Here is a 21,162-nt window from a genome sequence, read left to right on the forward strand (position 1 = left end):
CGTACCCGCGCCGTAGCGTGCGCAGGCGTGCGACACGGACTGGAGATCGCCTGCGGCGGCGAGACGCTGACGGTGGCCGAACTCGTAACGCTCGGCGAGCTGGCCGAGCGGGCCGGCTGGGACGGGGTGTTCCTGGAGGACTACCTCGTCCACCACGCCGGGGACGACCCACCCACCTGGGATCCCTGGCTGGTGCTGGCGGCGATCGCCGGGCGCACCGAGCGGGTACGGCTGGGCACGACCGTCACGGCGCTGCCCCGGCGCCGCCCGGCCAAGCTGGCGCGAGAGGTGCTCACCCTCGACCACCTCTCCGGCGGCCGGGCGGGCGTCGCGGTCGGCGTCGGTGACCCGGCCGACCGGGGCCTGGCCGCGTTCGGCGAGCCCACCGACCTCAGGACCCGCGCCGCGATGCTCGACGAGGGCCTCGACCTGCTGGTCGGGCTGCTCGGCGGCGAACCGGTCACGCACCACGGCGCCCACTACCGGGCCGAGGGCGTGCCGCTGCGTCCCCCGCCCGTGCAGTCGCCCCGGGTGCCGGTCTGGGTCGGCGGCAGCACCCAGGCGAAGGCGGTGCTGCGGCGCGCCGCCCGGGCGGACGGGATCGTGCCCTACAAGCTGACCGACACCGGCGGTTGGTCCGACTTCACGCCCGACGAGGTGGCCGGCCTGGTCGCCGCGTTGCCGGCCCGCCGCGCGGACGGGCAAGCGTTCGACGTGGCGGTCGGCGGCCGGCGACGACGTCCCGACGAGCGGGCCGAGCGGGCCTACCTGACTCGGCTGGCGGAGGCGGGCGCCACCTGGTGGCTGGAGTATGTCCCGGCTGCCGATCCGGCCGCGATGCGGGCCGCGGTGCTCCGCGGCCCGCTGCGTTGACCGGTCATCCCTGCGGGCGGGGGCAGAGGCAGAGCGGCTGCCCGATCGGGTCGATCAGCACGGTCCACCGCTCGCCGCCGGGCTGGAACTCGGGCCGGGTCGCGCCCGCCGCCACCAGGTCCTTCTCCGCAGCCGCCACGTCGTCGACGTAGAGGTCCAGGTGGTAGCGCTTGTCGCCGCTCTCGTCCGGCCAGGCCGGCGGCGTGTATCCGGGCACCAGACCGAACCCGATCGCCGGGCCGTCCTTGACGATCATGGCGTATTCGGCCTCGCTGTGGGTTATCTCCCATCCCAGCGCCTTGGCGTAGAAGGCGGCGTGCGCGGCCGGGTCGGAGCTGTCGATACTGATCATCGCGATGTCGGCGTGAGCTGTCATGCGGACAGTCTGACGCCGATGCCCGCCAATTGCTGTCCGGTACAAGCGCGCGTCGCAACCGGCTGCGCGTCACCGTCCCGTTGCCTACCGTCGACAGTGATGGGCAGGCAACGGGAGTGGCACCACACGGCCCGGCGTCGCCGGCCGCTACGCGCGGGCGTGCTGATCGCCGGTCTGGGCGTGGGCACCTGCCTGATCGGGGTGGCCGGGCTGGCGGCCTGGAACGCGCAGGTGGTGTTCCAGGCCGACGGGCCGGTGCGGGAGACCGCCGACGGCTTCTTCCGCGACGTCGCGGCCGGTGACACGGACGCGGCGTACGAGCGGCTGTGCGCCGAGGCCCGCAGCCGGTGGAGCCGGACCGGCTTCGGAAGCTGGGTGCGGACCCCGCCGCAGGTCAGCGGCTACGAGATCGTCGACGTGTCGGTCGCGACCCGCTCCGGCAAGCCGACGGGGACGGTGATCGTGCGGATCAACCGGGACGGCGGCGGCAGCGAGGAACGTGAGTTGCCGGTGGTGCCGGAGGGCGGCGGCTGGCGGGTGTGCGGGGATCCGTTCTGAGGCTCAGGCACGCGGGCCGAGATCCCCCGCGCGGTAGTGGCGCCGGCACAGCACCTGGTAGCGCACGTCCGCGGTGTCCACGGTGTCACCGATGACGACCTGCGCGCCCTCGCGGACCACCCGGCCGCCGACCACGCGGGCGTTGAGCAGCCCTTCCCGGCCGCACCAGCACAGCACCTCGACCTGGATCCGGGCCACCTCGTCGGCCAGCTCGAACAGCCGCTGCGCGGCCGGGAACAGGCAGGAGCGGAAGTCGGTGGCCAGGCCGAAGGCGTACACGTCGACGTCGAACCGGTCGACCAGCTCGGCCATCTGCTCGATGTGTTCGAGGTTGTAGAACGACGCCTCGTCGCAGATCAGGTAGTCCACGCGTACCCCCTCGGCCCACGCGTCGCGGACCAGGACGCGCAGGTCGAGGTCGTCGGTGACCTCGACGGCCTCGTGGGCCAGGCCGATGCGGGTGGTGACCTGCGGGCCCAGCGAGCGGTCGATGCGGGTGGTGACCAGGCCGCGGCGGCCCTGCCGGGCGTGGTTGTGGTTCATCTGCAACGCCATGGTGGACTTGCCGCAGTCCATCGGCCCCCAGAAGAACTTCAGCGCGGCGGCGTGCAGCGGCCGGCCGTCGACGCCGCGGGCGGCGGCGCAGCCGGTGGCTCGGTCGTCGCCGGGCCCCGGCAGGGGGCGGGCCAGGCAGGTCGGGGCGGCGTCGTCGGTCACGTCGGGGCAGCCTAGTCCATCGACGCGGCCTGATCCGGCCCGCGATGATCCACAGGCCGGGGCGCGGCGCGGGTCAGAGCACCCGGGGCGGGGTGTTGCCGGCGGCGATGATGGCCCGCCGCATCGGCACGGCGGCCAGCAGCACGAAGCCGACCACGAAGAAGATCAGCAGCGACACCAGGCCCACCCGGTACGACGAGGTCAGCTGGAACACCAGGCCGAACGCCAGCGGGCCGAGCCAGCTGGTGCCCTTGTCGCTGATCTCGTAGAAGCCGTAGTACTCACCCTCCTTGCCGGCCGGGATGAGCTGGCTGAACAGCGACCGGCTCAGCGCCTGGCTGCCGCCGAGCACCAGGCCGATGCAGCCACCGAGGATCATGAACGGTACGGGCGCCTCGGCGGGCAGCCGGAACGCGGCGATGATCACGCCGGTCCAGAGCACCAGCGACAGCAGGACGGTCTTCCAGGCGCCGATGCGCTTGGCGAGCGCGCCGAGGGCGAGCGCGCCGCCGAAGGCGAGGAACTGCACCAGCAGGATGGTCACGATCAGCGTGCTCTGGCCCAGTCGCAGTTCCTCGGTGCCGTACTGGCTGGCGAGGGTGATGACGGTCTGGATGCCGTCGTTGAAGACCAGGAACGCGAGCAGGAAGAACAGCGTCAGCGGGTACGTCTTGAGTTCCCGCAGGGTGCGCCCGAGCTGCCGGAAGCCGTCGGTGAGCACGTTGCCGCCCGCCTGCAGGGCCGCGGCGGTGGGGTGTTCGCGCAGCCAGCGCAGCGGGACGAGGGTGAACGCGGCCCACCACACGCCGGCCGACACGATCGACCAGCGGGCCAGGTCCAGCGTGCGCTGGGCGTTGCCCTCCTCGCTGAGCATGGTGACCGCGACCAGGTTCAGCGCGAGCAGCAGCCCGCCGCCGAGGTAGCCGATGGCCCAGCCGCGGCTGGAGATGCCGTCGCGTTCGTCCGGGCCGCCGAGTTGCGGCAGGAACGAGTTGTAGACGACCACGGCGGCCCCGAAGGAGATGTTCGCGATCAGGAACAGCGCGCCGCCGAGCAGGTAGCGCTCGCCGGTGACGAACGCGAACGCGATGGTCGCGCCGGCGCCGGTGAACGCGGCGGCGGCGAGCAGCCGCTTCTTGTGCGCCGACCGGTCGGCGATCGCGCCGATCACCGGCAGCACGAACACGGTGAGGAAGACCGACAGCGAGATCAGGTACGGGTAGAACGAGCCGGCCGCGACCTTGATGCCCAGCGGGTACACCGCGCCGTCGCAGGTGTCCGCGCCCAGCTCGCAGCCGGCGGCGAGCTCGGTGACGGTGGTCAGGAACGGCCCGAGGAAGACGGTGATGACGGTGGTCTGGAATGCGGAGTTCGCCCAGTCGTAGAAGTACCAGCCGGTGCGCTCGCGGGGGGTGCTGCCCGGTCCGGCGGGGTCGGCGACGGCGGGGGTGACCGTATCGGCCATCGGGGGTCGTCCTCGGGGGCTCAGGCGGCCCAGTGGCCGCGACTGCGATAGACGTCACGGAGCACGCTGACGTGATCGGTCATGATGCCATCCACACCAAGATCAAGTAAGTGGTGCATCTGGGCGGGTTCGTCGATCGTCCAGACGTGCACCTGCAACCCGAGCCGGTGGCAGTACGCGAGGAACCGCCGGTCGACCACCGGCACCCGGCCGAAGGAGACCGGCACCTGGGCGGCGACCACGGACGGGGGCAGCCGCAGGGACCGTCCGTGCAGCGAGGCCAGCCGCAGCCGGGCCACGCCGCGCATGCCGAGACTGGTGGCGGCCTTCGGCCCGGCCAGCGCCCGCAGCCGGGCCAGCCGGGCGTCGCTGAACGAGGCGAGCAGCACGCGTTCGCCCGCGCCGGCCCGGGTGACCGTGGCGACGGTGGGCTGCACGCCGCCGTCGGACTTCACGTCGATGTTGAACCGGACCTGCGGCCACGCGCCGAGCACCTCGTCCAGGCGGGGCACCAGGGCGGCCCCGCCGACGCGTACCGAGGACAGGTCGGCCCACCGCAGGTCCGCGATGCGGCCCGGCTCGCCGGTGACCCGGCGCAGCGTCGGATCGTGGAACACCACCGGTACGCCGTCTGCGGTGGCGTGCACGTCCGTCTCCACGTACCGGTAGCCGAGGGCGACGGCACGGGCGAACGCGGCGGCGGTGTTCTCGTCGCCGTCGGCCGCGCCGCCGCGGTGGGCGAACGCCAGCGGCGCGGGTGCGTCGAGGTAGCCGTGACGGGGCTGCACGCGGGCAGTATGCCCGCCGTGGGTGGCGGGCGCATGGCCGGGCGGTGAAATTACCTATCGTTCCCTGACAACACTAGAATAGGGTGCGATGAGTAACGACATGTACTCCGTGGAGCAGGTCGCTGACCTACTCGGCCTGCACGTGCGCACCGTGCGCGGCTACATCCGCTCCGGCCGGCTGCGGGCCACCCGGATCGGCAAGCAGTACCGGATCGCCCGCGCCGACCTGAACGCGCTGACCGGCCGGCCCGCGTCGCCCCCGGCGCCGGGGGCGGAGGTGTCGAGCGTCGTGCGGCTCGACGGCGTCGACCGGGCCACCGCCGACCGGCTCGGCACGCTGGTGCTGGCCGGTGTGAACACCCACCACGACCCGGACCGTCCGCTGCGGGTGCAGACGGTCCACGACGAGGAGCGGCACCGTATGACCATCATGATCCTGGGCGACCTCACCGCCACCGCCGACCTGCTGCGCCTGCTCGACGGGGTGCTCGACGGCGGCAACGGCCTGCTCGGCGGGGAGCGCGGCAATGGCTGACCTGATGCAGGAGCGCGCCGGCGTGCCGGTGCTGGTCTGCGACCCGGACGGCCCGCCGATCGCCACCGAGGGCGACGCGCTGGACCTGATCGGCGCGGCGTTCCTCGGCGCGACGGTGGTGGCGGTGCCGGCCGAGCGGCTCGACCCCGGCTTCTTCACGCTCGGCACCCGCTTCGCCGGTGAGGTGATGCAGAAGTTCGTCAACTACCGGCTGCGCCTGGCGATCGTCGGCGACATCTCGGCGCACCTGGAGCGCAGTGGCGCGCTGCGCGCGCTGGTGGCCGAGTCCAACCGGCACGACCAGGTGTGGTTCGTGCCGGACCTGGCCGCGCTCGACGACCGGCTGCGCACCACCACCTGACCCACCCGGCCTCGCCCGGCGCCCCTCGCCTCGCCTCGCCTCGCCTCGCCGATCTTGCGCTTGCGGCCCTCGTCGGGGGTGGTTGGCCGGATTTGCCCGGGCAGCAACTGCAAGATCGGCGGCGGGGCACGGCACGGCGAGCCGGCGCGGCCGGAGTCGGGGCGGAGCAGCGGGCCGCGGGTGCGCCGGGTCAGCCCAGTCCGGTGCCCGCGTCCCGGCTTCCGGGCGGCGGATAGGGCTGCTCCGCGAGCAGCCGGGCCAGGTGGGCGCTGTTGAGTGCCAGCGCGGCGGTGGTGCGGCCGGTCGTGTCGGGTTTGGGGCGGGCGTCGACGTAGTCGGTCTTGTGCAGCGCCTCCCCGACCCAGTAGGTGGCCCCGGCGGCCGGGCAGGTGAACCCCACCTCGTTGAGCGCCTGCTGCACTTCGGCGATGGTGTGGTGCGCGCCGTCCTCGTTGCCGACCACGGCCACCCCGCCGACCTTGCCGTAGGTGAGCAGCCGGCCCTGGTCGTCGGTCTCGGACAGCTCGGCGTCCAGCCGTTCGAGGACCATCTTCGTCACCGACGAGGGCTGGCCGAGCCAGATGGGGGTGGCGATGATCAGGATCTGGGCGGCGAGCAGCTTAGCGCGGATGGCGGGCCAGCCGTCGCCGTCACCCTCGTCGACGGAGACCCCGAAGCGCACGTCGTGGTCGGCCACCCGGACGATCTCGCCGTCGACGCCCTGGTCGGCCAGCGCGTCGAGCACCTCCTGACCGAGCACCTGTGCGCTGGACGTCGCTGGGGAGCGCTTCAGGGTGCAGTTGAGAACGAGTGCTCGAACAGCGGTCATGACCGGTCCTCTCCGCGTACGGGGTACGCGATCTGATACCCGCCGGCGCGGCCGGAATGCGTCAGGCGCGGCGGCGGTGCGCGCGGCTGTCGTCCACCGGGCGGCCGGGGTCGAGGTGCCGGGGGCGATCGGGCTCGTCGGGACGCAGCAGCACCAGATCGTCGGTGATCGCGTCGATGAGCCGGTCGGTGGCCTGCCGGGCCGCGCCGGGGGAGCCCGGCCGCAGGTCGTCCAGCGGCACCGGAGCGCCGAAGTGCACCCGGATGGCGGGCCGGCGGACGACCGCCCGGGCCACCGCGCGCAGCATCCCCTTGGGCGCCCGGTAGGGCATCACCTCGTGCGAGCCCCACTGGGCCACCGGTACGACGGCGGCGCCGGCGGCGAAGGCGAGCCGGGCGGCGCCGGTCTTGCCGCGCTCGGGCCACATGCCCGGGTCGAGCCCGATGCGTCCCTCGGGGTAGACCAGCACCACCGACCCGCCGGCCACCGCCTGGGCGGCGACCTCCAGCGAGCGGTGCACCGCGGCGGTGCCCCGGTCGACGCGGATGTGCCCGGCGTGGCGCATGAGCGCCCCGACCACCGGGGCGCGGAACAGCCCGCCGGTGGCCATGATCCGGGGCGCGACGCGCCGGACCCGGCAGGCGGCGGCCAGCACCACCGGATCGAACGGGCTGATGTGGTTGGCGGCCAGGACGAGCGGGCCGTGGCGCAGCGCGTCGGGCACGTCGCCGGTGACCTCCAGCCGGCCGACCAGCCCGACGACGGCGCGGGCGAGCGTCTGCGCGCCCCGCCACAGCAGCGGCGCGCGCCAGGGGGTGCTGTTCATCAGTGCTGGATGGTCGCACGCGCCGGGGCGATCCCGGCACCCGGCACGGTGATCGCGGGGACCGCAGGTCCTCCGGCAAGGGTGATCGCGGGGACCGCAGGTCCTCCGGCAAGGGTGATCAGGGTCATTGGTCCCGGGCCGGGTCGGGCCCTGCGGCCCTGCTGATTTCGCTACGACAGCGAGTAGTATCTACTACGTCTCGTAGTATGCGCAGCTGGGGGTTTCAGGTGGACGCGTTGGACGTCGCCCGCTGGCAGTTCGGTGTCACCACCGTCTACCACTTCTTGTTCGTGCCGTTGACCATCGGCCTGTCCGTGCTGGTGGCCATCCTCCAGACCATGTGGCACCGCACCGGCAACGAGCGGTACCTCAAACTCACCAAGTTCTACGGCAAGCTCTTCCTGATCAACTTCGCGATGGGTGTGGTCACCGGCATCGTGCAGGAGTTCCAGTTCGGCATGAACTGGAGCGACTACTCCCGCTTCGTCGGCGACATCTTCGGCGCGCCGCTGGCCATCGAGGCCCTGGTGGCGTTCTTCCTCGAATCCACGTTCATCGGGCTGTGGATCTTCGGCTGGGACCGGCTGCCCAAGCGCCTGCACCTGGCCGCGATCTGGGCCGCCGCGATCGGCACCAACCTGTCGGCGTACTTCATCCTCGCCGCCAACTCGTTCATGCAGAACCCGGTCGGCTTCCGGATCAACCCGGACAGCGGCCGCGCCGAGCTGACCGACTTCGTCGCCGTGCTCACCAACAAGGTCGCCCTGGTCACCTTTCCGCACACCCTGGCCGGCGCGTTCCTGGTCGCCGGGTCGCTGATGGTCACCGTCGGTCTGTGGCACGTGATGCGCAACCGCGACAGCGCCGACACCGGCGCGTACCGCTTCGCCACCAAGCTCGGCTCCTGGACGGTCCTGGTCTCCTCGGCGCTGGTCATCCTCACCGGCGACATCCAGGGCAAGATCATGACCGAGGTGCAGCCGATGAAGATGGCCGCCGCCGAGGGCCTCTACACCACCGAGAGCCCCGCCTCGTTCTCCGTACTCACCGTCGGCAGCCTCGACGGCAGCCGCGAGCTGTTCGCCGTCAAGATCCCGTACCTGCTGTCGTTCCTCGGCACCGGCGACCCCAACGGCACCGTGCAGGGCATCAACGACCTCCAGGCCCAGTACGCCAGCCAGTACGGCCCCGGCAACTACGCCCCGATCATCCCGGTCACCTACTGGAGCTTCCGCTTCATGATCGGCTTCGGGATGGCCGCCGCCGCGATCGCGCTGCTGGTGCTGTGGAGCCAGCGCAAGGGCCGCACCCCCACCAGCAAGTGGCTGCTGCGCGCCGGCCTGGTCATGCCCGTGCTGCCGCTGCTGGCCAACTCCTTCGGCTGGATCTTCACCGAGATGGGCCGCCAGCCGTGGATCGTCTTCGGCGAGATGCTCACCCGCGACGGCGTGTCCCGCAGCGTCTCCCTGACCGAGGTGCTCACCTCCTTCACCACGTTCACCCTGATCTACGCCGTCCTCGCGGTGGTCGAGTTCAAACTGCTGGTCCGCTACGCCCGCGCCGGCGTACCGGACGTCACCCCGCAGACCGACGACGACACCGACGACGCCGAGCGCCCGCTGGCGTTCGCCTACTGACACCCCGGAGCCCAACCGTGGAACTGACGACCGTCTGGTTTCTCCTCGTGGCCGTGCTCTTCACCGGCTACTTCATCCTCGAAGGCTTCGACTTCGGCGTCGGGATGCTGCTGCCGGTGCTCGGCCGCGACGACCGGCAGCGCCGCGTCCTGATCAACACCATCGGCCCGGTCTGGGACGGCAACGAGGTGTGGCTGATCACCGCCGGCGGCGCCATGTTCGCCGCCTTCCCCGAGTGGTACGCCACCCTGTTCTCCGGCTTCTACCTGCCGCTGCTGCTCATCCTGCTGGCCCTGATCGCCCGCGGCGTCGCCTTCGAGTACCGACACAAGCGGCCCGAGGCGTCCTGGAAGCGCCGCTGGGACCAGGCCATATTCTGGGGTTCGGCGATCCCCGCCGTGCTGTGGGGAGTGGCGTTCGCCAACATCTTCCGCGGCGTGCCGCTGGACGCCGACCACGAGTACGTCGGCGGCCTGCTCGACCTGCTCAACCCGTACGCGCTGCTCGGCGGCCTGACCACGCTGGGGCTGTTCCTCACCCACGGCGCGGTGTTCCTGGCGCTCAAGACCTCCGGTGACATCCGGGAGCGTGCCGGCGCCCTCGCCGTCAAGCTCGGCGTCGGCACCGCCGTGGCCGCCGTGGCGTTCCTGAGCTGGTCGCTGACCATCCGCTCCAGCGCCGCCGCCGTCGTGCTCGCCGTCGGCGCCGCCCTCGCCCTGCTCGGCGGTCTGGCCGCCGCCAGGGTACGCCGGGAGGGCTGGGCGTTCACCGGCACCGCCGTGGCGATCGCGCTGGCCGTGGCGACGCTGTTCGCGGCGCTGTTCCCGAACGTGATGCCGTCCACCCTCGACGCGGCCGGCACCCTCACCGCCACCAACGCCGCGTCCACCCCGTACACCTTGAAGATCATGACCTGGGTGGCCGTGGTGTTCACGCCGATCGTGCTGGCATACCAGGGTTGGACGTACTGGGTGTTCCGCCGCCGGATCGGGGTACAGAACATCCCGCAACACTGATCGACCTGTGGGCGCAGGGGCGCGGGGCCGGTGCGAGGGGGTCGCACCGGCCCCGCGGGGCGTCACCGGGTCAGCGCGCCTCGCGCAGCTCCGCCAGCCGCGCCTCGATCTCGGCCAGCTCGGCGCGCAGCTTCTCCGCCTGCTGCTCGGCCTCGGCCCGCTCGGCGGCCAGGATCTGCTCCACCGCCTCCTGCACCCCGGGCACGTCCACCAGCGCCACCATCCGCAGCGCCTCGGCCGGCTTCACCACGTACGGCCGGGCCAGCGCCTTCGTGCCCTGCTGCGCGGCGACGGTCCACTCGCCCTCGGCGTAGGCCAGCGTCACGGTCAACCCCGGCGGGGTCTTCGGCTTGGCGGCCTTCACCGCCCGCTTCGCCGGCTTCGGCTCCGCCGCCGGCTGCTCGGTCCTCGGCTCCTCCCGCCGCGGTGCCGGCACCCGCGGCGTGTCCAGCACGAACGCCGGCTCCGGCGCGGCCGGCGGCTGCTCCGGTTCCGGCTTCGCCTCGGCGGCCGGACGCCGCCCGGCGCCCTTGGGGGCGATCGCCACGTCGGCGGGGGAGAACGGCAGCTCGTCGCGGCCGAACCGGACCACCACGAACTCCTCCGACGCCGCCGGGTCGGTCAGCTCCACCACCTGCCCGAGCTGCCCGGCCATCTGCCCGGCCGACTCGGTGAACACCACCCGGGGCTTGCGGCCCGCCGCAAGGGCCTCCCGGATTCCCTGAACATCGTCAGTGGACAAACCCTGACCCGCCATCACGCCCTCTTCCGTACACCTGTTTGACGCAGCCTTGATACCAGTCGGCTGCGACACCGCGATGATCAGCCCCCGAGGGCCCGCAGCGCCGCGTCGGCGTGCTCGTTCATGCTCAGCTCGCTGTGCACCACCGCCAGCACCCGCCGGTCGGTGCCGATCACGAACGTCATCCGCCGGGTGCTCAGCGCGCCCAGCGGCAGCCGCCGCCGCACCCCGAACGCCCGCGCCACCTCGCCGTCGACGTCGGACAGCAGCGGATAGTCGAACCCGTGCCGACGGGAGAACTCCGCCTGCCGCTGCACCGGATCCCGGCTGATCCCCACCCGGGACGCGCCCACCGCCGCGAACTCCGCCGCCAGGTCCCGGAAGTGGCAGCTCTCCGCCGTGCAGCCCCGCGTCATCGCCGCCGGATAGAAGAACAGGACCACCGGACCGGCGGCCAGGAACTCCGACAGGCGCCGTGGCGTGCCCGTCTCGTCCGGCAGCGTGAAATCCTCGACCAGGTCACCGACACCCACCGCGTCACTCATGAGGCGAGGATATGTAGACATCGGCGATCCCGCTCCGTCGTACCCGGCGAGCGGCGGGGAGGAACCGCCGACACGACGCGAAGGACCGACAGTGAAGTACGTGATCATGATCCACTCCAACCCGGAGCCGTGGGGCCACCCCACCTCGGAATACCTCGCCGCCCACCAGGAACTGCCCGCCGAGGTACGCGACCGGCTCAACGCCGACTTCGAGCAGGTGATGACCGAACTGCACGCCAACGGCGAACTGGTCGTCGGCGAGGCGCTCGGCGACCCCCGCACCGCCCGGCTCTACCGCTGGCGCGACGGTGCGCCGCTGGCGACCGACGGCCCGTACTCCGAGGCCAAGGAACACCTCGCCGGCTTCTTCCTCATCGACGTCGAGAACCAGGCCCGCGCGGACGCCGTCGCCGCGAAGTTCGCCGGACCGGGGGAGACGGTCGAACTGCGGCCCCTGATGTGGCCGGGCGGGTCCGATCAGTAACGCCACGCCCCTGGCGGACGTGTGGCGCCGCGAGGCGCCGCACGTCCGCGCCGCGCTGCTGCGCCGCTACGGGCACCCCGACGCCTGCGAGGACGCCCTCCAGGACGCCGCGGAGGCCGCCGCCGCCCGGTGGCCGCTCACCGGCGTGCCCGACGAACCCCGCGCCTGGCTCATCCGGGTCGCCGCGCGACGGCTGATCGACCGGATGCGCGCCGAGGAGGCCCGTACCCGCCGCGAGCGGCTCGACGCGGCCCGGCAACCCGGCGCAGGCCGCGTACCGCCCGTCGACGACACACCGGTGACCGGCGCCGACGACACGCTGCGGCTGCTGTTCCTGTGCTGCCACCCGGCACTGAGCCGCCCCTCACAGGTCGCCCTGACGCTGCGCGCGGTGGCGGGACTGCGGGTGGAGCAGATCGCCGCCGCCTACCTGGTGCCGGCCCGGACCATGACCCAGCGGCTGAGCCGGGCCCGCGCGACCCTGCGCGAGGCCGGCGCCCGGTTCACCATGCCGCCGCCGGACGCGCTGCCCGGCCGGGTGGCCGCCGTGCTCGACGTGTGCCACCTGGTGTTCAGCGAGGGCTACACCCGAACCTCCGGTGACCAGCTCCTCGACGTCGAACTCGCCGAGGAGGCGATCCGGCTCACCCGGCAGGTCCACGCCGCGCTGCCCGGCCACCACGAGGTCACCGGCGCGCTGGCGCTGATGCTGCTCACCCACGCCCGCTCACCCGCCCGCACCGACGCCGCCGGCGACCTCGTGCCGCTGGCCGACCAGGACCGCTCCCGCTGGCGCCGGGACCTCATCGACGAGGGCGTCATGCTGCTCGGCCGGGCCCTGCCCCACGGCCCGGTGGGCCGCTACCAGCTCCAGGCGGCCATCGCCGCCGTCCACGCCGAGGCGCCGGCCTTCCCGGACACCGACTGGCTGCAGATCAGCGTCCTCTACGACATGCTGAGCCGGGTCGCTCCCAGCCCGTTCGTCACGCTCAACCAGGCGGTCGCGGTGGCCATGGCGCACGGCCCGGCCGTCGGGCTGGCGCTGCTCGACCCGCTGCTGGCCGATTCGGCGATGCGCGGCCACCACCGGCTGCACGCGGTCCGCGCGCACCTGCTGGAACTCCACGGCGACGCGCAGGGCGCCGCCGAGCACTACCGGCTGGCTGCCCGGCTCACCGGCAGCCTGCCCGAACAGCGCTACCTCAACCGGCGGCTAGCGCGCCTGACCGGCGTCTCCTGACGCGGCCCGTGGCTGCGGCGCGACCGGTCGAGCCGCGGCGTGCTCGGCGGCCCTCGGTCATCGCCACACCCCGGCCACCTCGGCCGCCACCGCGTCGGCCTGCGCGAAACCGGCCCGCGCCGCCGCCGCCCGCCGCGCCGGGTCCAGCACGTTGCGGCCGATCGCCGTCCGCGCCGCCCGGTCCGGCGACACCACAGCCACCCGGGCCCCCGCCTCCCGCAACGCCGCCACCTGCGCCGGCAGCCGCGGCATCGGCCCGACCGCCGCCCGCGTCGGCGCCAGCACCACCACCCGATCGCACCCGGCCGCCAGATCCGCGTTCACCGGCGACCGGACCCCACCGTCGACGTAACGCCGGGCGGCGACGGTCACCGGCGGCCACACCCCCGGCACCGCACAACTCGCGCCGACCGCGTCCACCAGCGGCACCCCGCTGTCCGCGTCGAACACCACGAACTCGCCGGAGGCCGCGTCCACGGCGGTGACCAGCAGCCGCGCCGCCGGCCAGTCCGGCGACGGCAACCGGGCCGCGATCACCGCCCGCCGCGACTGCTCCGACGGGGTACGCGCCGACAACGCCATCGCGCCGATGCGCGCCCGGGCCCGCGCCGCGTCCCGGCCCCGCCCACCGGCCCACGCCCAGCGCAACAGCACGCCAGTCCCGAGCCGGGCCGGCACCTCGTCGCGGGGCGGCCGCAGCTGCGCCTCGTACAACTCCGAAAGCGGCGCCCCGGAACGCACCTGCGCGCCCACCACGGACCCGGCCGACGTGCCCACCACCAGGTCCGCCTCGTCCAGCCGCAGGCCGTGTCCGGCCAGCCCGGCCAGCAGACCCAGCTCCCAGGCCACCCCGGTCACCCCGCCACCACCCAGCACCAACGCGCGCCCCATGTGACAGTCCTCCCCACCCCGGATGGTCCCGCCCACGGTAACGTCGCCCCCACCGCCAGGCAGGGGAGAACGGCATTGACCTCCGTCACCATCATCACCGGGGGAGGGCGCGGCATCGGCGCGGCCACCGCCCGCCGCCTCGCCGCCCAGGGTCACGACCTGGTCATCGGCTACCGCGCCGACCACACCGCCGCCGAGGCCGTGGCCGCCGACGTGCGCGCCGCCGGCCGCCGCGCGGTCACCGTCGCCGCCGACACCACCGACCCCGGGCAGGTACGCCGCATCTTCGACGCCGCCGACCGGCTCGGCCCGCTCACCGGCCTGGTCAACAACGCCGGCGTCACCAGCCCGATCGGCCCGTTCACCGACCTGCGCGTCGACGACCTGCGCGAGGTCGTCGACGTCAACCTCATCGGGTACGTCCTGTGCGCCCAGCAGGCGGCCCGGCGGCTCACCCGCGGCGGCGCCATCGTCAACGTCTCCTCCGTGGCCGCGACGCTCGGCTCACCCGGCGAGTACATCCACTACGCAGCCGTCAAGGCCGCCACCGACACCCTCACCGTCGGGCTGGCCAAGGAACTCGCACCACACGGCGTCCGCGTCAACGCCGTCGCCCCCGGGATCATCCGCACCACCATCCACGCCCGCTCCGGCGTGCCCGACCGTCCCGACACCGCCGCCGGCCGGATTCCGATGGGCCGCGCCGGGGAACCCGAGGAGGTCGCCGGCGCGATCGCGTACCTGCTCGGCCCGGACGCCTCGTACACCACGGGCGCGGTCCTGCGCGTCGGCGGCGGCCTCTGACCCGGCGGCGGCCCGGGGGATCTCCGCCCCCGGGCCGCCGCGTCGCGTCTCCTACTGGGTGAACAGCTTCGCCGCCGTGATCAGCGTCTGCACCACGCCGTAGCCCAGCAGCGCCGACACCACCAGCCACGACACCACCAGGCGGACCTGCTGCCCGCCTCCGCTGCGCTCGTTCACGATCCGCTCCTCTCCGCCGTCACCGGCTGCCCCGGTTCCGTCTCGTCCCGCCCGGACGCGGGCTCGTGGTAGCGCTGCGGCACCGGCCGCACCAGCACGTTCGCCACCAGACCCACGGCCAGCACGCCGACCATCGTGAACAGCGCCGGCCGGTACGCCGCCGCGGTCAACGTGCCCGGCTCGCCCTGCGCGTCGAGGAACGCGTTGACGATCAGCGGCCCGGCCACGCCCGCCGCCGACCACGCGGTCAGCAGCCGGCCGTGGATCGCACCCACCTCGAACGTGCCGAACAGGTCCCGCAGGTACGCCGGCACGGTCGCGAACCCGCCGCCGTAGAACGACAGGATCACGCACGCCAGCAGCACGAACAACGCCGTCGCGGTCTGCCCCACCAGCGCCAGCAGCAGGTACAGCACCATGCCCACACCCAGGTACACCAGGTAGATCGGCTTGCGGCCGATCACGTCCGACGTGGACGACCACACGAACCGGCCCGCCATGTTGAACAGCGACAGCAGCCCCACGAACCCGCCGGCCGCCGCCACCGACACGGCCGACGTGCCGCCCTCGCGGAAGAAGTCCTGGATCATCGGGCTGGCCTGCTCCAGGATCCCGATACCCGCCGTCACGTTGCAGAACAACACCACCCACAGCAGCCAGAACGACCGCGTCCTGACCGCGTTGGCCGCCGACACGTTCGCGGTCGTCACCAGCGGCTTCTCCGCCACCTCGGCCGGGTCGAACCCGGCCGGCCGCCAGTCCGGCGCCGGCACCCGCACGTTGAACACCCCGAACATCATGATCACGAAGTAGCCGACGCCGAGCGTCACGAACAACCACACCAGTGCCGACCCCGACGCCGTGGAACCGCTGTTCGCCGGGTCGTAGCCCGGGTCGTAGAACGACAGCAACTGCCGGGACAGGGGAGAGGCCACCATCGCCCCACCACCGAACCCCATGATCGCCAGCCCGGTCGCCAGACCCGGCCGGTCCGGGAACCATTTGATCAACGTGGAGACGGGGGAGATGTACCCGATCCCCAGACCGATGCCGCCCAGCACCCCGTACCCCAGATACAGCAGCCACAGCTGCCCGGTCGCGATACCCAGCGCCCCGACCAGGAACCCCGCCGCCCAGAAACAGGCCGAGACGAACATCGCCTTGCGCGGCCCGTTCGCCTCCACCCACGTACCGGCCACCGCGGCCGACAACCCCAGCATCACGATCGCGATGCTGAAGATCACCCCGATCGCGGTCTGACCGGTGTCGAAATGTGCGATCAGGGAGTTCTTGTACACGCTCGTGGCGTAGACCTGCCCGATGCACAGATGGATCGCCAGCGCCGCCGGGGGAATCAGCCAGCGGCTGTACCCCGGCGGCGCGACGGTGTGCCGACGATCGAGTGCGGAAAGCATCAGCGCTTCCTCCGTCCGGATGGCGAGAACACCTCCGGTTCATGCCCCCACCGCACGCTGCGCCCAAACCCGCCCCGCGCCGGACGGCCGGACCGCTGCGCCGAACGGTCACCGCCGTCCCGGCCTGTCATCACCCCACCACCGGCAGTCATCCCCGGCCGGAGATGCGACGATGACCGGGTGAAGATCCTGTCCATCCAGTCGTCGGTCGCCTACGGCCACGTCGGCAACTCCGCCGCCGTGTTCCCGCTGCAACGCCTCCGGCACGAGGTCTGGCCGGTGCTGACCGTGCACTTCTCCAACCACACCGGCTACGGCGCCTGGCGCGGCCCCCTGCTCGCCCCCACCGACGTCGCCGACGTCATCGCCGGCATCGAAGACCGCGGCGTGCTCGGCACCGCCGACGCCGTCCTCTCCGGCTACCAGGGCGACCCCGCCGTCGGCGCCGTCATCCTCGACGCCGTCGCCCGTGTCAAGGCCGCCAACCCGGCCGCCGTCTACTGCTGCGACCCGGTCATGGGCGACGTCGGCCGCGGCATGTTCGTCCGCCCCGGCATCCCCGAATACCTGCGCGACACCGTCGTCCCGCGCGCCGACATCGTCACCCCCAACCAGTTCGAGCTGGAGTTCCTCGCCGGCCGCACCACCGGCACCCTCGACGACCTGCTCGCCGCCGTCGACGCCGTCCGCGCCACCGGCCCCCGGCACGTCCTGGTCACCAGCGTCCTGCACGGCGACCTGCCCGCCGGCCACCTGGAAGTCGTCGCCGTCTCCGACGACGGCGCCTGGGCCGTCACCACCCCGCTGCTGCCGATCGCCCCCAACGGCGGCGGTGACGTCACCGCCGCCCTCTACCTCGCCCACCTCGCCACCACCGGCTCGCCGCGGACCGCGCTGGAACGCACCACCAACTCGATCTACGCGGTACTCGAGGCGACCCTCGAAGCCGGCACCCGCGAACTGCAACTCGTCGCCACCCAGGACGCCATCGCCGACCCGCCCACCCGCTTCACCGCCCGCCGGCTGCGCTGACCCACGCCCGGTGCACCCGGCGACGACTCGCCGCCCATACTGGTGGACGACACCACCGCCGAGCAGGCAGGATGCGGACGTGCCACCGCACCCGGCCACCGACGACCCCGCGTTCGCCCAGCGTCTGCGCGACCTGACCCGGCTCCGCCGCGTCCGCGACCGCATCGACCGCGAATACGCCGAACCCCTCGACGTCGAAGCCCTCGCTCGCGGCGAGCACATGTCCGCCGGGCACCTCAGCCGCCAGTTCCGCCAGACCTACGGCGAATCCCCGTACGCGTACCTCATGACCCGCCGCATCGAACGCGCCATGGCCCTGCTGCGCCGTGGCGACCTCAACGTCACCGACGTCTGCTTCGCCGTCGGCTGCCAGTCCCTGGGCACCTTCAGCACCCGATTCACCGAACTCGTCGGCGAACCACCCGGCGCCTACCGCGCCCGCCACGCCCCCGACACCGCCGAACCGCCCCCGTGCCTGACCAAACAGGCCACCCGACCGATCAGGAATCGAGAAGCCCGCACCGGCCGGCCACCACTACCGTGACCACCATGACGATCACCATTCACTACGCGTTCCTGCCCCACACCGACGCCGACGCCGCCCTCGCCTTCTACCGCGACACCCTCGGCTTCGAACTGCGCAACGACGTCGGCTACCAGGACATGCGCTGGCTCACCGTCGGCCCGCCGAACCAGCCCGAGACCGGCATCGTCCTGCACCCGCCGGCCGCCGACCCCGGCATCACCGACGACGAACGCCGCACCATCCTCGAACTGATCGCCAAGGGCAGCTACGGCGCGCTCACCCTCGCCACCGACGACCTCGACGGCCTGTTCGACCGCCTTCAGGCCAGCGGCGCCGACGTCGTCCAGGAACCCACCGAACAGCCCTACGGCGTACGCGACTGCGCCTTCCGCGACCCCACCGGCAACCTCATCCGCATCAACGAGCGGCGCTGAGGCCCACCCCGTGACCGACGCACCCCGCGCCCGGGCCCAGCGCCGCCACGACACCACCCACCGCCTCGAAAACGACGTCGACTGCTGGGTCGCCACCGCCGACCCCGACGGCACCCCGTACCTCGTGCCCCTGTCCTTCGACTGGGACGGTCACACGCTGCTCGTCGCCACCCCGGCCGGCAGCCCCACCGGCCGCAACCTCGCCACCGGCCGCGTCCGCGTCGGCCTCGGCCCCACCCGCGACGTCACCATGATCGACGGCCACGTGGAAACCCTCGCCATCGACGCCCTGCCCACCGACCGAGGCGACCGCTTCGCCACCCGAACCGGCTTCGACCCCCGTACCCTGACCACGCCCTACCGCTGGTACCGCATCACGCCGCGCCGCATCCAGGCCTGGCGCGAAGCCGACGAACTACCCGGCCGCACCCTGATGCGCGACGGCCGCTGGCTCGACTGACACCCGCACCACCGGACGGAGACACCATGAGCAAGGCCACCACCGGCCTGCACCACGCCGACAGCCACGACATCATCCGCGTCCACGGCGCCCGCGAGAACAATCTGCGCAACGTCGACGTCGAGATACCCAAACGCCGCCTCACCGTCTTCACCGGCGTCTCCGGCTCCGGCAAGAGCTCACTGGTCTTCGGCACCATCGCCGCCGAGTCCCAGCGACTCATCAACGAGACGTACAGCGCCTTCGTCCAGGGCTTCATGCCCACCCTGTCCCGCCCCGAGGTCGACATCCTCGAAGGCCTCACCACCGCCATCATCGTCGACCAGGAACGCATGGGCGCCGACCCCCGCTCCACCGTCGGCACCGCCACCGACGTCAACGCCATGCTGCGCATCCTGTTCAGCCGCCTCGGCGACCCCCACATCGGCCCACCCAACGCCTACTCGTTCAACGTCCCCTCCGTCCGCGCCGCCGGCGCCATCACCGTCGACCGCGGCCCCGGCAAGACCCAGACCAAGAAGGGCACCTTCAACCGCCTCGGCGGCATGTGCCCCCGCTGCGAGGGCCGCGGCGCCGTCACCGACTTCGACCTCACCGTCCTCTACGACGAGAAGCTGTCCCTCAACGAGGGCGCCATCACCATCCCCGGCTACAGCATGGACGGCTGGTACGGCCGCATCTTCCGCTCCAGCGGCCTGTTCGACCCCGACAAGCCCATCCGCGACTACACCAAGCGCGAACTGGACGACCTGCTCCACAAGGAGCCCACCAAGATCAAGGTCGACGGCATCAACGTCACCTACACCGGCCTCATCCCGGCCATCAGCAAGTCGATGCTCGCCAAGGACGTCGACGCCATGCAGCCCCACATCCGCGCCTTCGTCGAACGCGCCGTCACGTTCACCACCTGCCCCGACTGCGACGGCACCCGGCTGGCCCCCGAAGCCCGCTCCTCCAAGATCAAGGGCATCAACATCGCCGACGCCTGCGCCATGCAGATCAGCGACCTCGCCACCTGGGTACGCGACCTGGACGAACCCTCCGTCGGCCCGCTGCTCGCCGCGCTGGGGGACACCCTCGACTCGTTCGTCGAGATCGGCCTCGGCTACCTCAGCCTCGACCGCCCCGCCGGCACCCTCTCCGGCGGCGAGGCCCAGCGCACCAAGATGATCCGCCACCTCGGCTCGTCCCTCACCGACGTCACGTACGTCTTCGACGAACCCACCATCGGCCTGCACCCGCACGACATCGCCCGCATGAACAACCTCCTGCTGCAACTGCGCGACAAGGGCAACACCGTCCTGGTCGTCGAACACAAACCCGAGACCATCGCCATCGCCGACCACGTCGTCGACCTCGGCCCCGGCGCCGGCACCGCCGGCGGCACCATCTGCTACGAAGGCACGGTCGCCGGCCTGCGCGCCAGCGACACCACCACCGGCCGCCACCTCGACGACCGCGCCACCCTCAAGGACAAGCCGCGTACGCCCACCGGCGCCCTGCCGATCCGCGGCGCCCGCACGCACAACCTGCGCGACGTCGACGTCGACATCCCCCTCGGCGTCCTGGTCGTCGTCACCGGCGTCGCCGGCTCCGGCAAGAGCAGCCTCATCCACGGCTCCCTGGCCAACCGCGAGGACGTCGTCAGCGTCGACCAGACCGCGATCCGCGGCTCCCGCCGCAGCAACCCGGCCACCTACACCGGCCTGCTCGACCCCATCCGCAAGGCCTTCGCCAAGGCCAACGGCGTCAAACCCGCCCTGTTCAGCGCCAACTCCGAAGGCGCCTGCCCGACCTGCAACGGCGCCGGCGTCATCTACACCGACCTCGGCATGATGGCCGGCGTCGCCAGCACCTGCGAGGACTGCGAAGGTAAGCGGTTCCAGCCCGCCGTCCTCGACTACCACCTCGGCGGCCGCGACATCAGCGAGGTCCTCGCCATGTCCGTCGACGAGGCCGAGACGTTCTTCAGCGACGGCGAGGCCCGCACCCCGGCCGCCCACACCATCCTCGACCGGCTCGCCGACGTCGGCCTCGGCTACCTCACGCTCGGTCAGCCCCTCACCACACTGTCCGGAGGAGAACGGCAGCGCCTCAAGCTCGCCACCCGGATGGGGGACAAGGGCGGCGTGTACGTCCTCGACGAACCGACCACCGGCCTGCACCTGGCCGACGTCGCCCAACTCCTCGGTCTGCTCGACCGGCTCGTCGACGCCGGGAAGTCAGTCATCGTGATCGAGCACCACCAGGCCGTCATGGCGCACGCCGACTGGATCATCGACCTCGGCCCGGGCGCCGGTCACGACGGCGGCCGGATCGTCTACGAGGGCACCCCCGCCGACCTCGTGGCGGCCCGGTCCACGCTCACCGGCGAACACCTCGCCGACTACGTCGGCGCCTGACCGCCGCGCCCGCTGAGGCTCCCGGCCCC

25 protein-coding genes are annotated in these 21,162 nt (G+C 72.6%); 14 read left to right on the forward strand and 11 right to left on the reverse strand.

Annotation, left to right across the window (positions count from 1 at the left end; translation table 11 throughout):
• Positions 1 to 27: 27 nt before the first annotated feature.
• A complete protein-coding gene (locus KSK32_RS27365) occupies positions 28 to 873 on the forward strand; it encodes an LLM class flavin-dependent oxidoreductase (protein ID WP_216933873.1) in 846 nt (281 codons plus the stop codon).
• A gap of 4 nt (positions 874 to 877) precedes the next feature.
• Here KSK32_RS27365 and KSK32_RS27370 read toward each other — a convergent pair whose 3' ends face one another.
• Positions 878 to 1,249 (reverse strand): VOC family protein, encoded by a 372-nt coding sequence (locus KSK32_RS27370; protein WP_216933875.1) that lies wholly within the window; start codon positions 1,247 to 1,249, stop codon positions 878 to 880.
• Positions 1,250 to 1,348: 99 nt separating this feature from the next.
• On the opposite strand from KSK32_RS27370, the gene KSK32_RS27375 reads away from it, so the two are divergent.
• On the forward strand, positions 1,349 to 1,807 hold the full coding sequence (locus KSK32_RS27375) for a hypothetical protein (RefSeq protein ID WP_216933877.1): 459 nt from the start codon (positions 1,349 to 1,351) through the stop codon (positions 1,805 to 1,807).
• 3 nt (positions 1,808 to 1,810) lie between these two features.
• On the opposite strand, the gene KSK32_RS27380 is transcribed toward KSK32_RS27375, so the two are convergent.
• The 3 genes from KSK32_RS27380 to KSK32_RS27390 form a co-directional block, all read right to left on the reverse strand.
• Positions 1,811 to 2,497: a thymidine kinase gene (locus KSK32_RS27380; RefSeq protein ID WP_369752976.1), complete on the reverse strand. Its 687-nt coding sequence runs from the start codon at positions 2,495 to 2,497 to the stop codon at positions 1,811 to 1,813.
• A gap of 100 nt (positions 2,498 to 2,597) precedes the next feature.
• Positions 2,598 to 3,989, reverse strand: coding sequence for an MFS transporter (locus KSK32_RS27385; protein ID WP_216933879.1), 1,392 nt, complete (start codon positions 3,987 to 3,989; stop codon positions 2,598 to 2,600).
• Positions 3,990 to 4,009: 20 nt separating this feature from the next.
• Positions 4,010 to 4,777, reverse strand: a complete 768-nt coding sequence (locus KSK32_RS27390) for a glycerophosphodiester phosphodiesterase family protein (protein ID WP_216933881.1) — start codon at positions 4,775 to 4,777, stop codon at positions 4,010 to 4,012.
• A gap of 88 nt (positions 4,778 to 4,865) precedes the next feature.
• Here KSK32_RS27390 and KSK32_RS27395 point away from each other — a divergent pair, with 88 nt between their 5' ends.
• On the forward strand, positions 4,866 to 5,312 hold the full coding sequence (locus KSK32_RS27395) for a helix-turn-helix domain-containing protein (RefSeq protein ID WP_254187209.1): 447 nt from the start codon (positions 4,866 to 4,868) through the stop codon (positions 5,310 to 5,312).
• Positions 5,305 to 5,673 (forward strand): DUF4180 domain-containing protein, encoded by a 369-nt coding sequence (locus KSK32_RS27400; protein WP_216933883.1) that lies wholly within the window; start codon positions 5,305 to 5,307, stop codon positions 5,671 to 5,673. Before KSK32_RS27395 ends, KSK32_RS27400 begins: the two co-directional genes overlap by 8 nt.
• Positions 5,674 to 5,863: 190 nt before the next feature.
• Here KSK32_RS27400 and KSK32_RS27405 read toward each other — a convergent pair whose 3' ends face one another.
• Positions 5,864 to 6,502: a flavodoxin family protein gene (locus tag KSK32_RS27405; protein ID WP_216933885.1), complete on the reverse strand. Its 639-nt coding sequence runs from the start codon at positions 6,500 to 6,502 to the stop codon at positions 5,864 to 5,866.
• Between the two features lie 61 nt (positions 6,503 to 6,563).
• Positions 6,564 to 7,328 carry a 1-acyl-sn-glycerol-3-phosphate acyltransferase gene (locus KSK32_RS27410; protein WP_216933887.1) on the reverse strand — a complete coding sequence of 255 codons (765 nt, stop codon included), beginning with the start codon at positions 7,326 to 7,328 and terminating at the stop codon, positions 6,564 to 6,566.
• A 227-nt stretch (positions 7,329 to 7,555) separates the two neighbouring features.
• On the opposite strand from KSK32_RS27410, the gene KSK32_RS27415 reads away from it, so the two are divergent.
• Together KSK32_RS27415 and cydB are read left to right on the forward strand one after the other, a co-directional pair.
• Positions 7,556 to 8,965 (forward strand): cytochrome ubiquinol oxidase subunit I, encoded by a 1,410-nt coding sequence (locus tag KSK32_RS27415; RefSeq protein ID WP_216933889.1) that lies wholly within the window; start codon positions 7,556 to 7,558, stop codon positions 8,963 to 8,965.
• Positions 8,966 to 8,982: 17 nt separating this feature from the next.
• Positions 8,983 to 9,981, forward strand: coding sequence for a cytochrome d ubiquinol oxidase subunit II (cydB, locus tag KSK32_RS27420; protein WP_216933891.1), 999 nt, complete (start codon positions 8,983 to 8,985; stop codon positions 9,979 to 9,981).
• A gap of 70 nt (positions 9,982 to 10,051) precedes the next feature.
• On the opposite strand, the gene KSK32_RS27425 is transcribed toward cydB, so the two are convergent.
• Positions 10,052 to 10,738 carry a hypothetical protein gene (locus KSK32_RS27425; RefSeq protein WP_216933893.1) on the reverse strand — a complete coding sequence of 229 codons (687 nt, stop codon included), beginning with the start codon at positions 10,736 to 10,738 and terminating at the stop codon, positions 10,052 to 10,054.
• Positions 10,739 to 10,803: 65 nt separating this feature from the next.
• Positions 10,804 to 11,268 (reverse strand): peroxiredoxin, encoded by a 465-nt coding sequence (locus KSK32_RS27430; RefSeq protein ID WP_221488069.1) that lies wholly within the window; start codon positions 11,266 to 11,268, stop codon positions 10,804 to 10,806.
• A 91-nt stretch (positions 11,269 to 11,359) separates the two neighbouring features.
• On the opposite strand from KSK32_RS27430, the gene KSK32_RS27435 reads away from it, so the two are divergent.
• Together KSK32_RS27435 and KSK32_RS27440 are read left to right on the forward strand one after the other, a co-directional pair.
• Entirely contained in the window at positions 11,360 to 11,752 is a 393-nt protein-coding gene (locus KSK32_RS27435; RefSeq protein WP_289256411.1) for a YciI family protein, read from the forward strand.
• A gap of 19 nt (positions 11,753 to 11,771) precedes the next feature.
• The gene (locus KSK32_RS27440) at positions 11,772 to 12,992 is read left to right on the forward strand and encodes an RNA polymerase sigma factor (RefSeq protein WP_216933895.1); all 1,221 of its coding nucleotides are present in this window, start codon (positions 11,772 to 11,774) and stop codon (positions 12,990 to 12,992) included.
• Positions 12,993 to 13,049: 57 nt separating this feature from the next.
• Here the strand turns inward: KSK32_RS27440 and KSK32_RS27445 are convergent, their stop codons facing one another.
• A complete protein-coding gene (locus KSK32_RS27445) occupies positions 13,050 to 13,883 on the reverse strand; it encodes a patatin-like phospholipase family protein (protein ID WP_216933897.1) in 834 nt (277 codons plus the stop codon).
• A gap of 75 nt (positions 13,884 to 13,958) precedes the next feature.
• Between KSK32_RS27445 and KSK32_RS27450 the strand changes: the two genes are divergently transcribed.
• Entirely contained in the window at positions 13,959 to 14,687 is a 729-nt protein-coding gene (locus KSK32_RS27450) for an SDR family NAD(P)-dependent oxidoreductase (protein ID WP_216933899.1), read from the forward strand.
• Positions 14,688 to 14,738: 51 nt separating this feature from the next.
• Here the strand turns inward: KSK32_RS27450 and KSK32_RS34280 are convergent, their stop codons facing one another.
• Both KSK32_RS34280 and KSK32_RS27455 read right to left on the reverse strand, forming a co-directional pair.
• A complete protein-coding gene (locus KSK32_RS34280; RefSeq protein WP_256451507.1) occupies positions 14,739 to 14,864 on the reverse strand; it encodes a hypothetical protein in 126 nt (41 codons plus the stop codon).
• Positions 14,861 to 16,279 carry an OFA family MFS transporter gene (locus KSK32_RS27455; RefSeq protein ID WP_216933901.1) on the reverse strand — a complete coding sequence of 473 codons (1,419 nt, stop codon included), beginning with the start codon at positions 16,277 to 16,279 and terminating at the stop codon, positions 14,861 to 14,863. The genes KSK32_RS34280 and KSK32_RS27455 overlap by 4 nt, the downstream gene beginning before the upstream one ends.
• A gap of 180 nt (positions 16,280 to 16,459) precedes the next feature.
• Between KSK32_RS27455 and pdxY the strand changes: the two genes are divergently transcribed.
• From pdxY to KSK32_RS27480, 5 genes are all read left to right on the forward strand, one after another.
• Positions 16,460 to 17,311 (forward strand): pyridoxal kinase PdxY, encoded by an 852-nt coding sequence (pdxY, locus tag KSK32_RS27460; protein WP_216933903.1) that lies wholly within the window; start codon positions 16,460 to 16,462, stop codon positions 17,309 to 17,311.
• A 79-nt stretch (positions 17,312 to 17,390) separates the two neighbouring features.
• Positions 17,391 to 17,855 carry a helix-turn-helix transcriptional regulator gene (locus KSK32_RS27465; RefSeq protein ID WP_216933905.1) on the forward strand — a complete coding sequence of 155 codons (465 nt, stop codon included), beginning with the start codon at positions 17,391 to 17,393 and terminating at the stop codon, positions 17,853 to 17,855.
• A gap of 5 nt (positions 17,856 to 17,860) precedes the next feature.
• Entirely contained in the window at positions 17,861 to 18,271 is a 411-nt protein-coding gene (locus KSK32_RS27470) for a VOC family protein (RefSeq protein ID WP_120573776.1), read from the forward strand.
• A 10-nt stretch (positions 18,272 to 18,281) separates the two neighbouring features.
• The gene (locus KSK32_RS27475) at positions 18,282 to 18,731 is read left to right on the forward strand and encodes a pyridoxamine 5'-phosphate oxidase family protein (RefSeq protein ID WP_216933907.1); all 450 of its coding nucleotides are present in this window, start codon (positions 18,282 to 18,284) and stop codon (positions 18,729 to 18,731) included.
• Between the two features lie 26 nt (positions 18,732 to 18,757).
• Positions 18,758 to 21,133: an excinuclease ABC subunit UvrA gene (locus KSK32_RS27480; RefSeq protein WP_216933908.1), complete on the forward strand. Its 2,376-nt coding sequence runs from the start codon at positions 18,758 to 18,760 to the stop codon at positions 21,131 to 21,133.
• Positions 21,134 to 21,162 lie beyond the last annotated feature (29 nt).

Origin of the sequence: Micromonospora sp. WMMB482 (assembly GCF_019038635.1) — a bacterium.
Taxonomy (GTDB): Bacteria; Actinomycetota; Actinomycetes; order Mycobacteriales; family Micromonosporaceae; genus Micromonospora; species Micromonospora marina.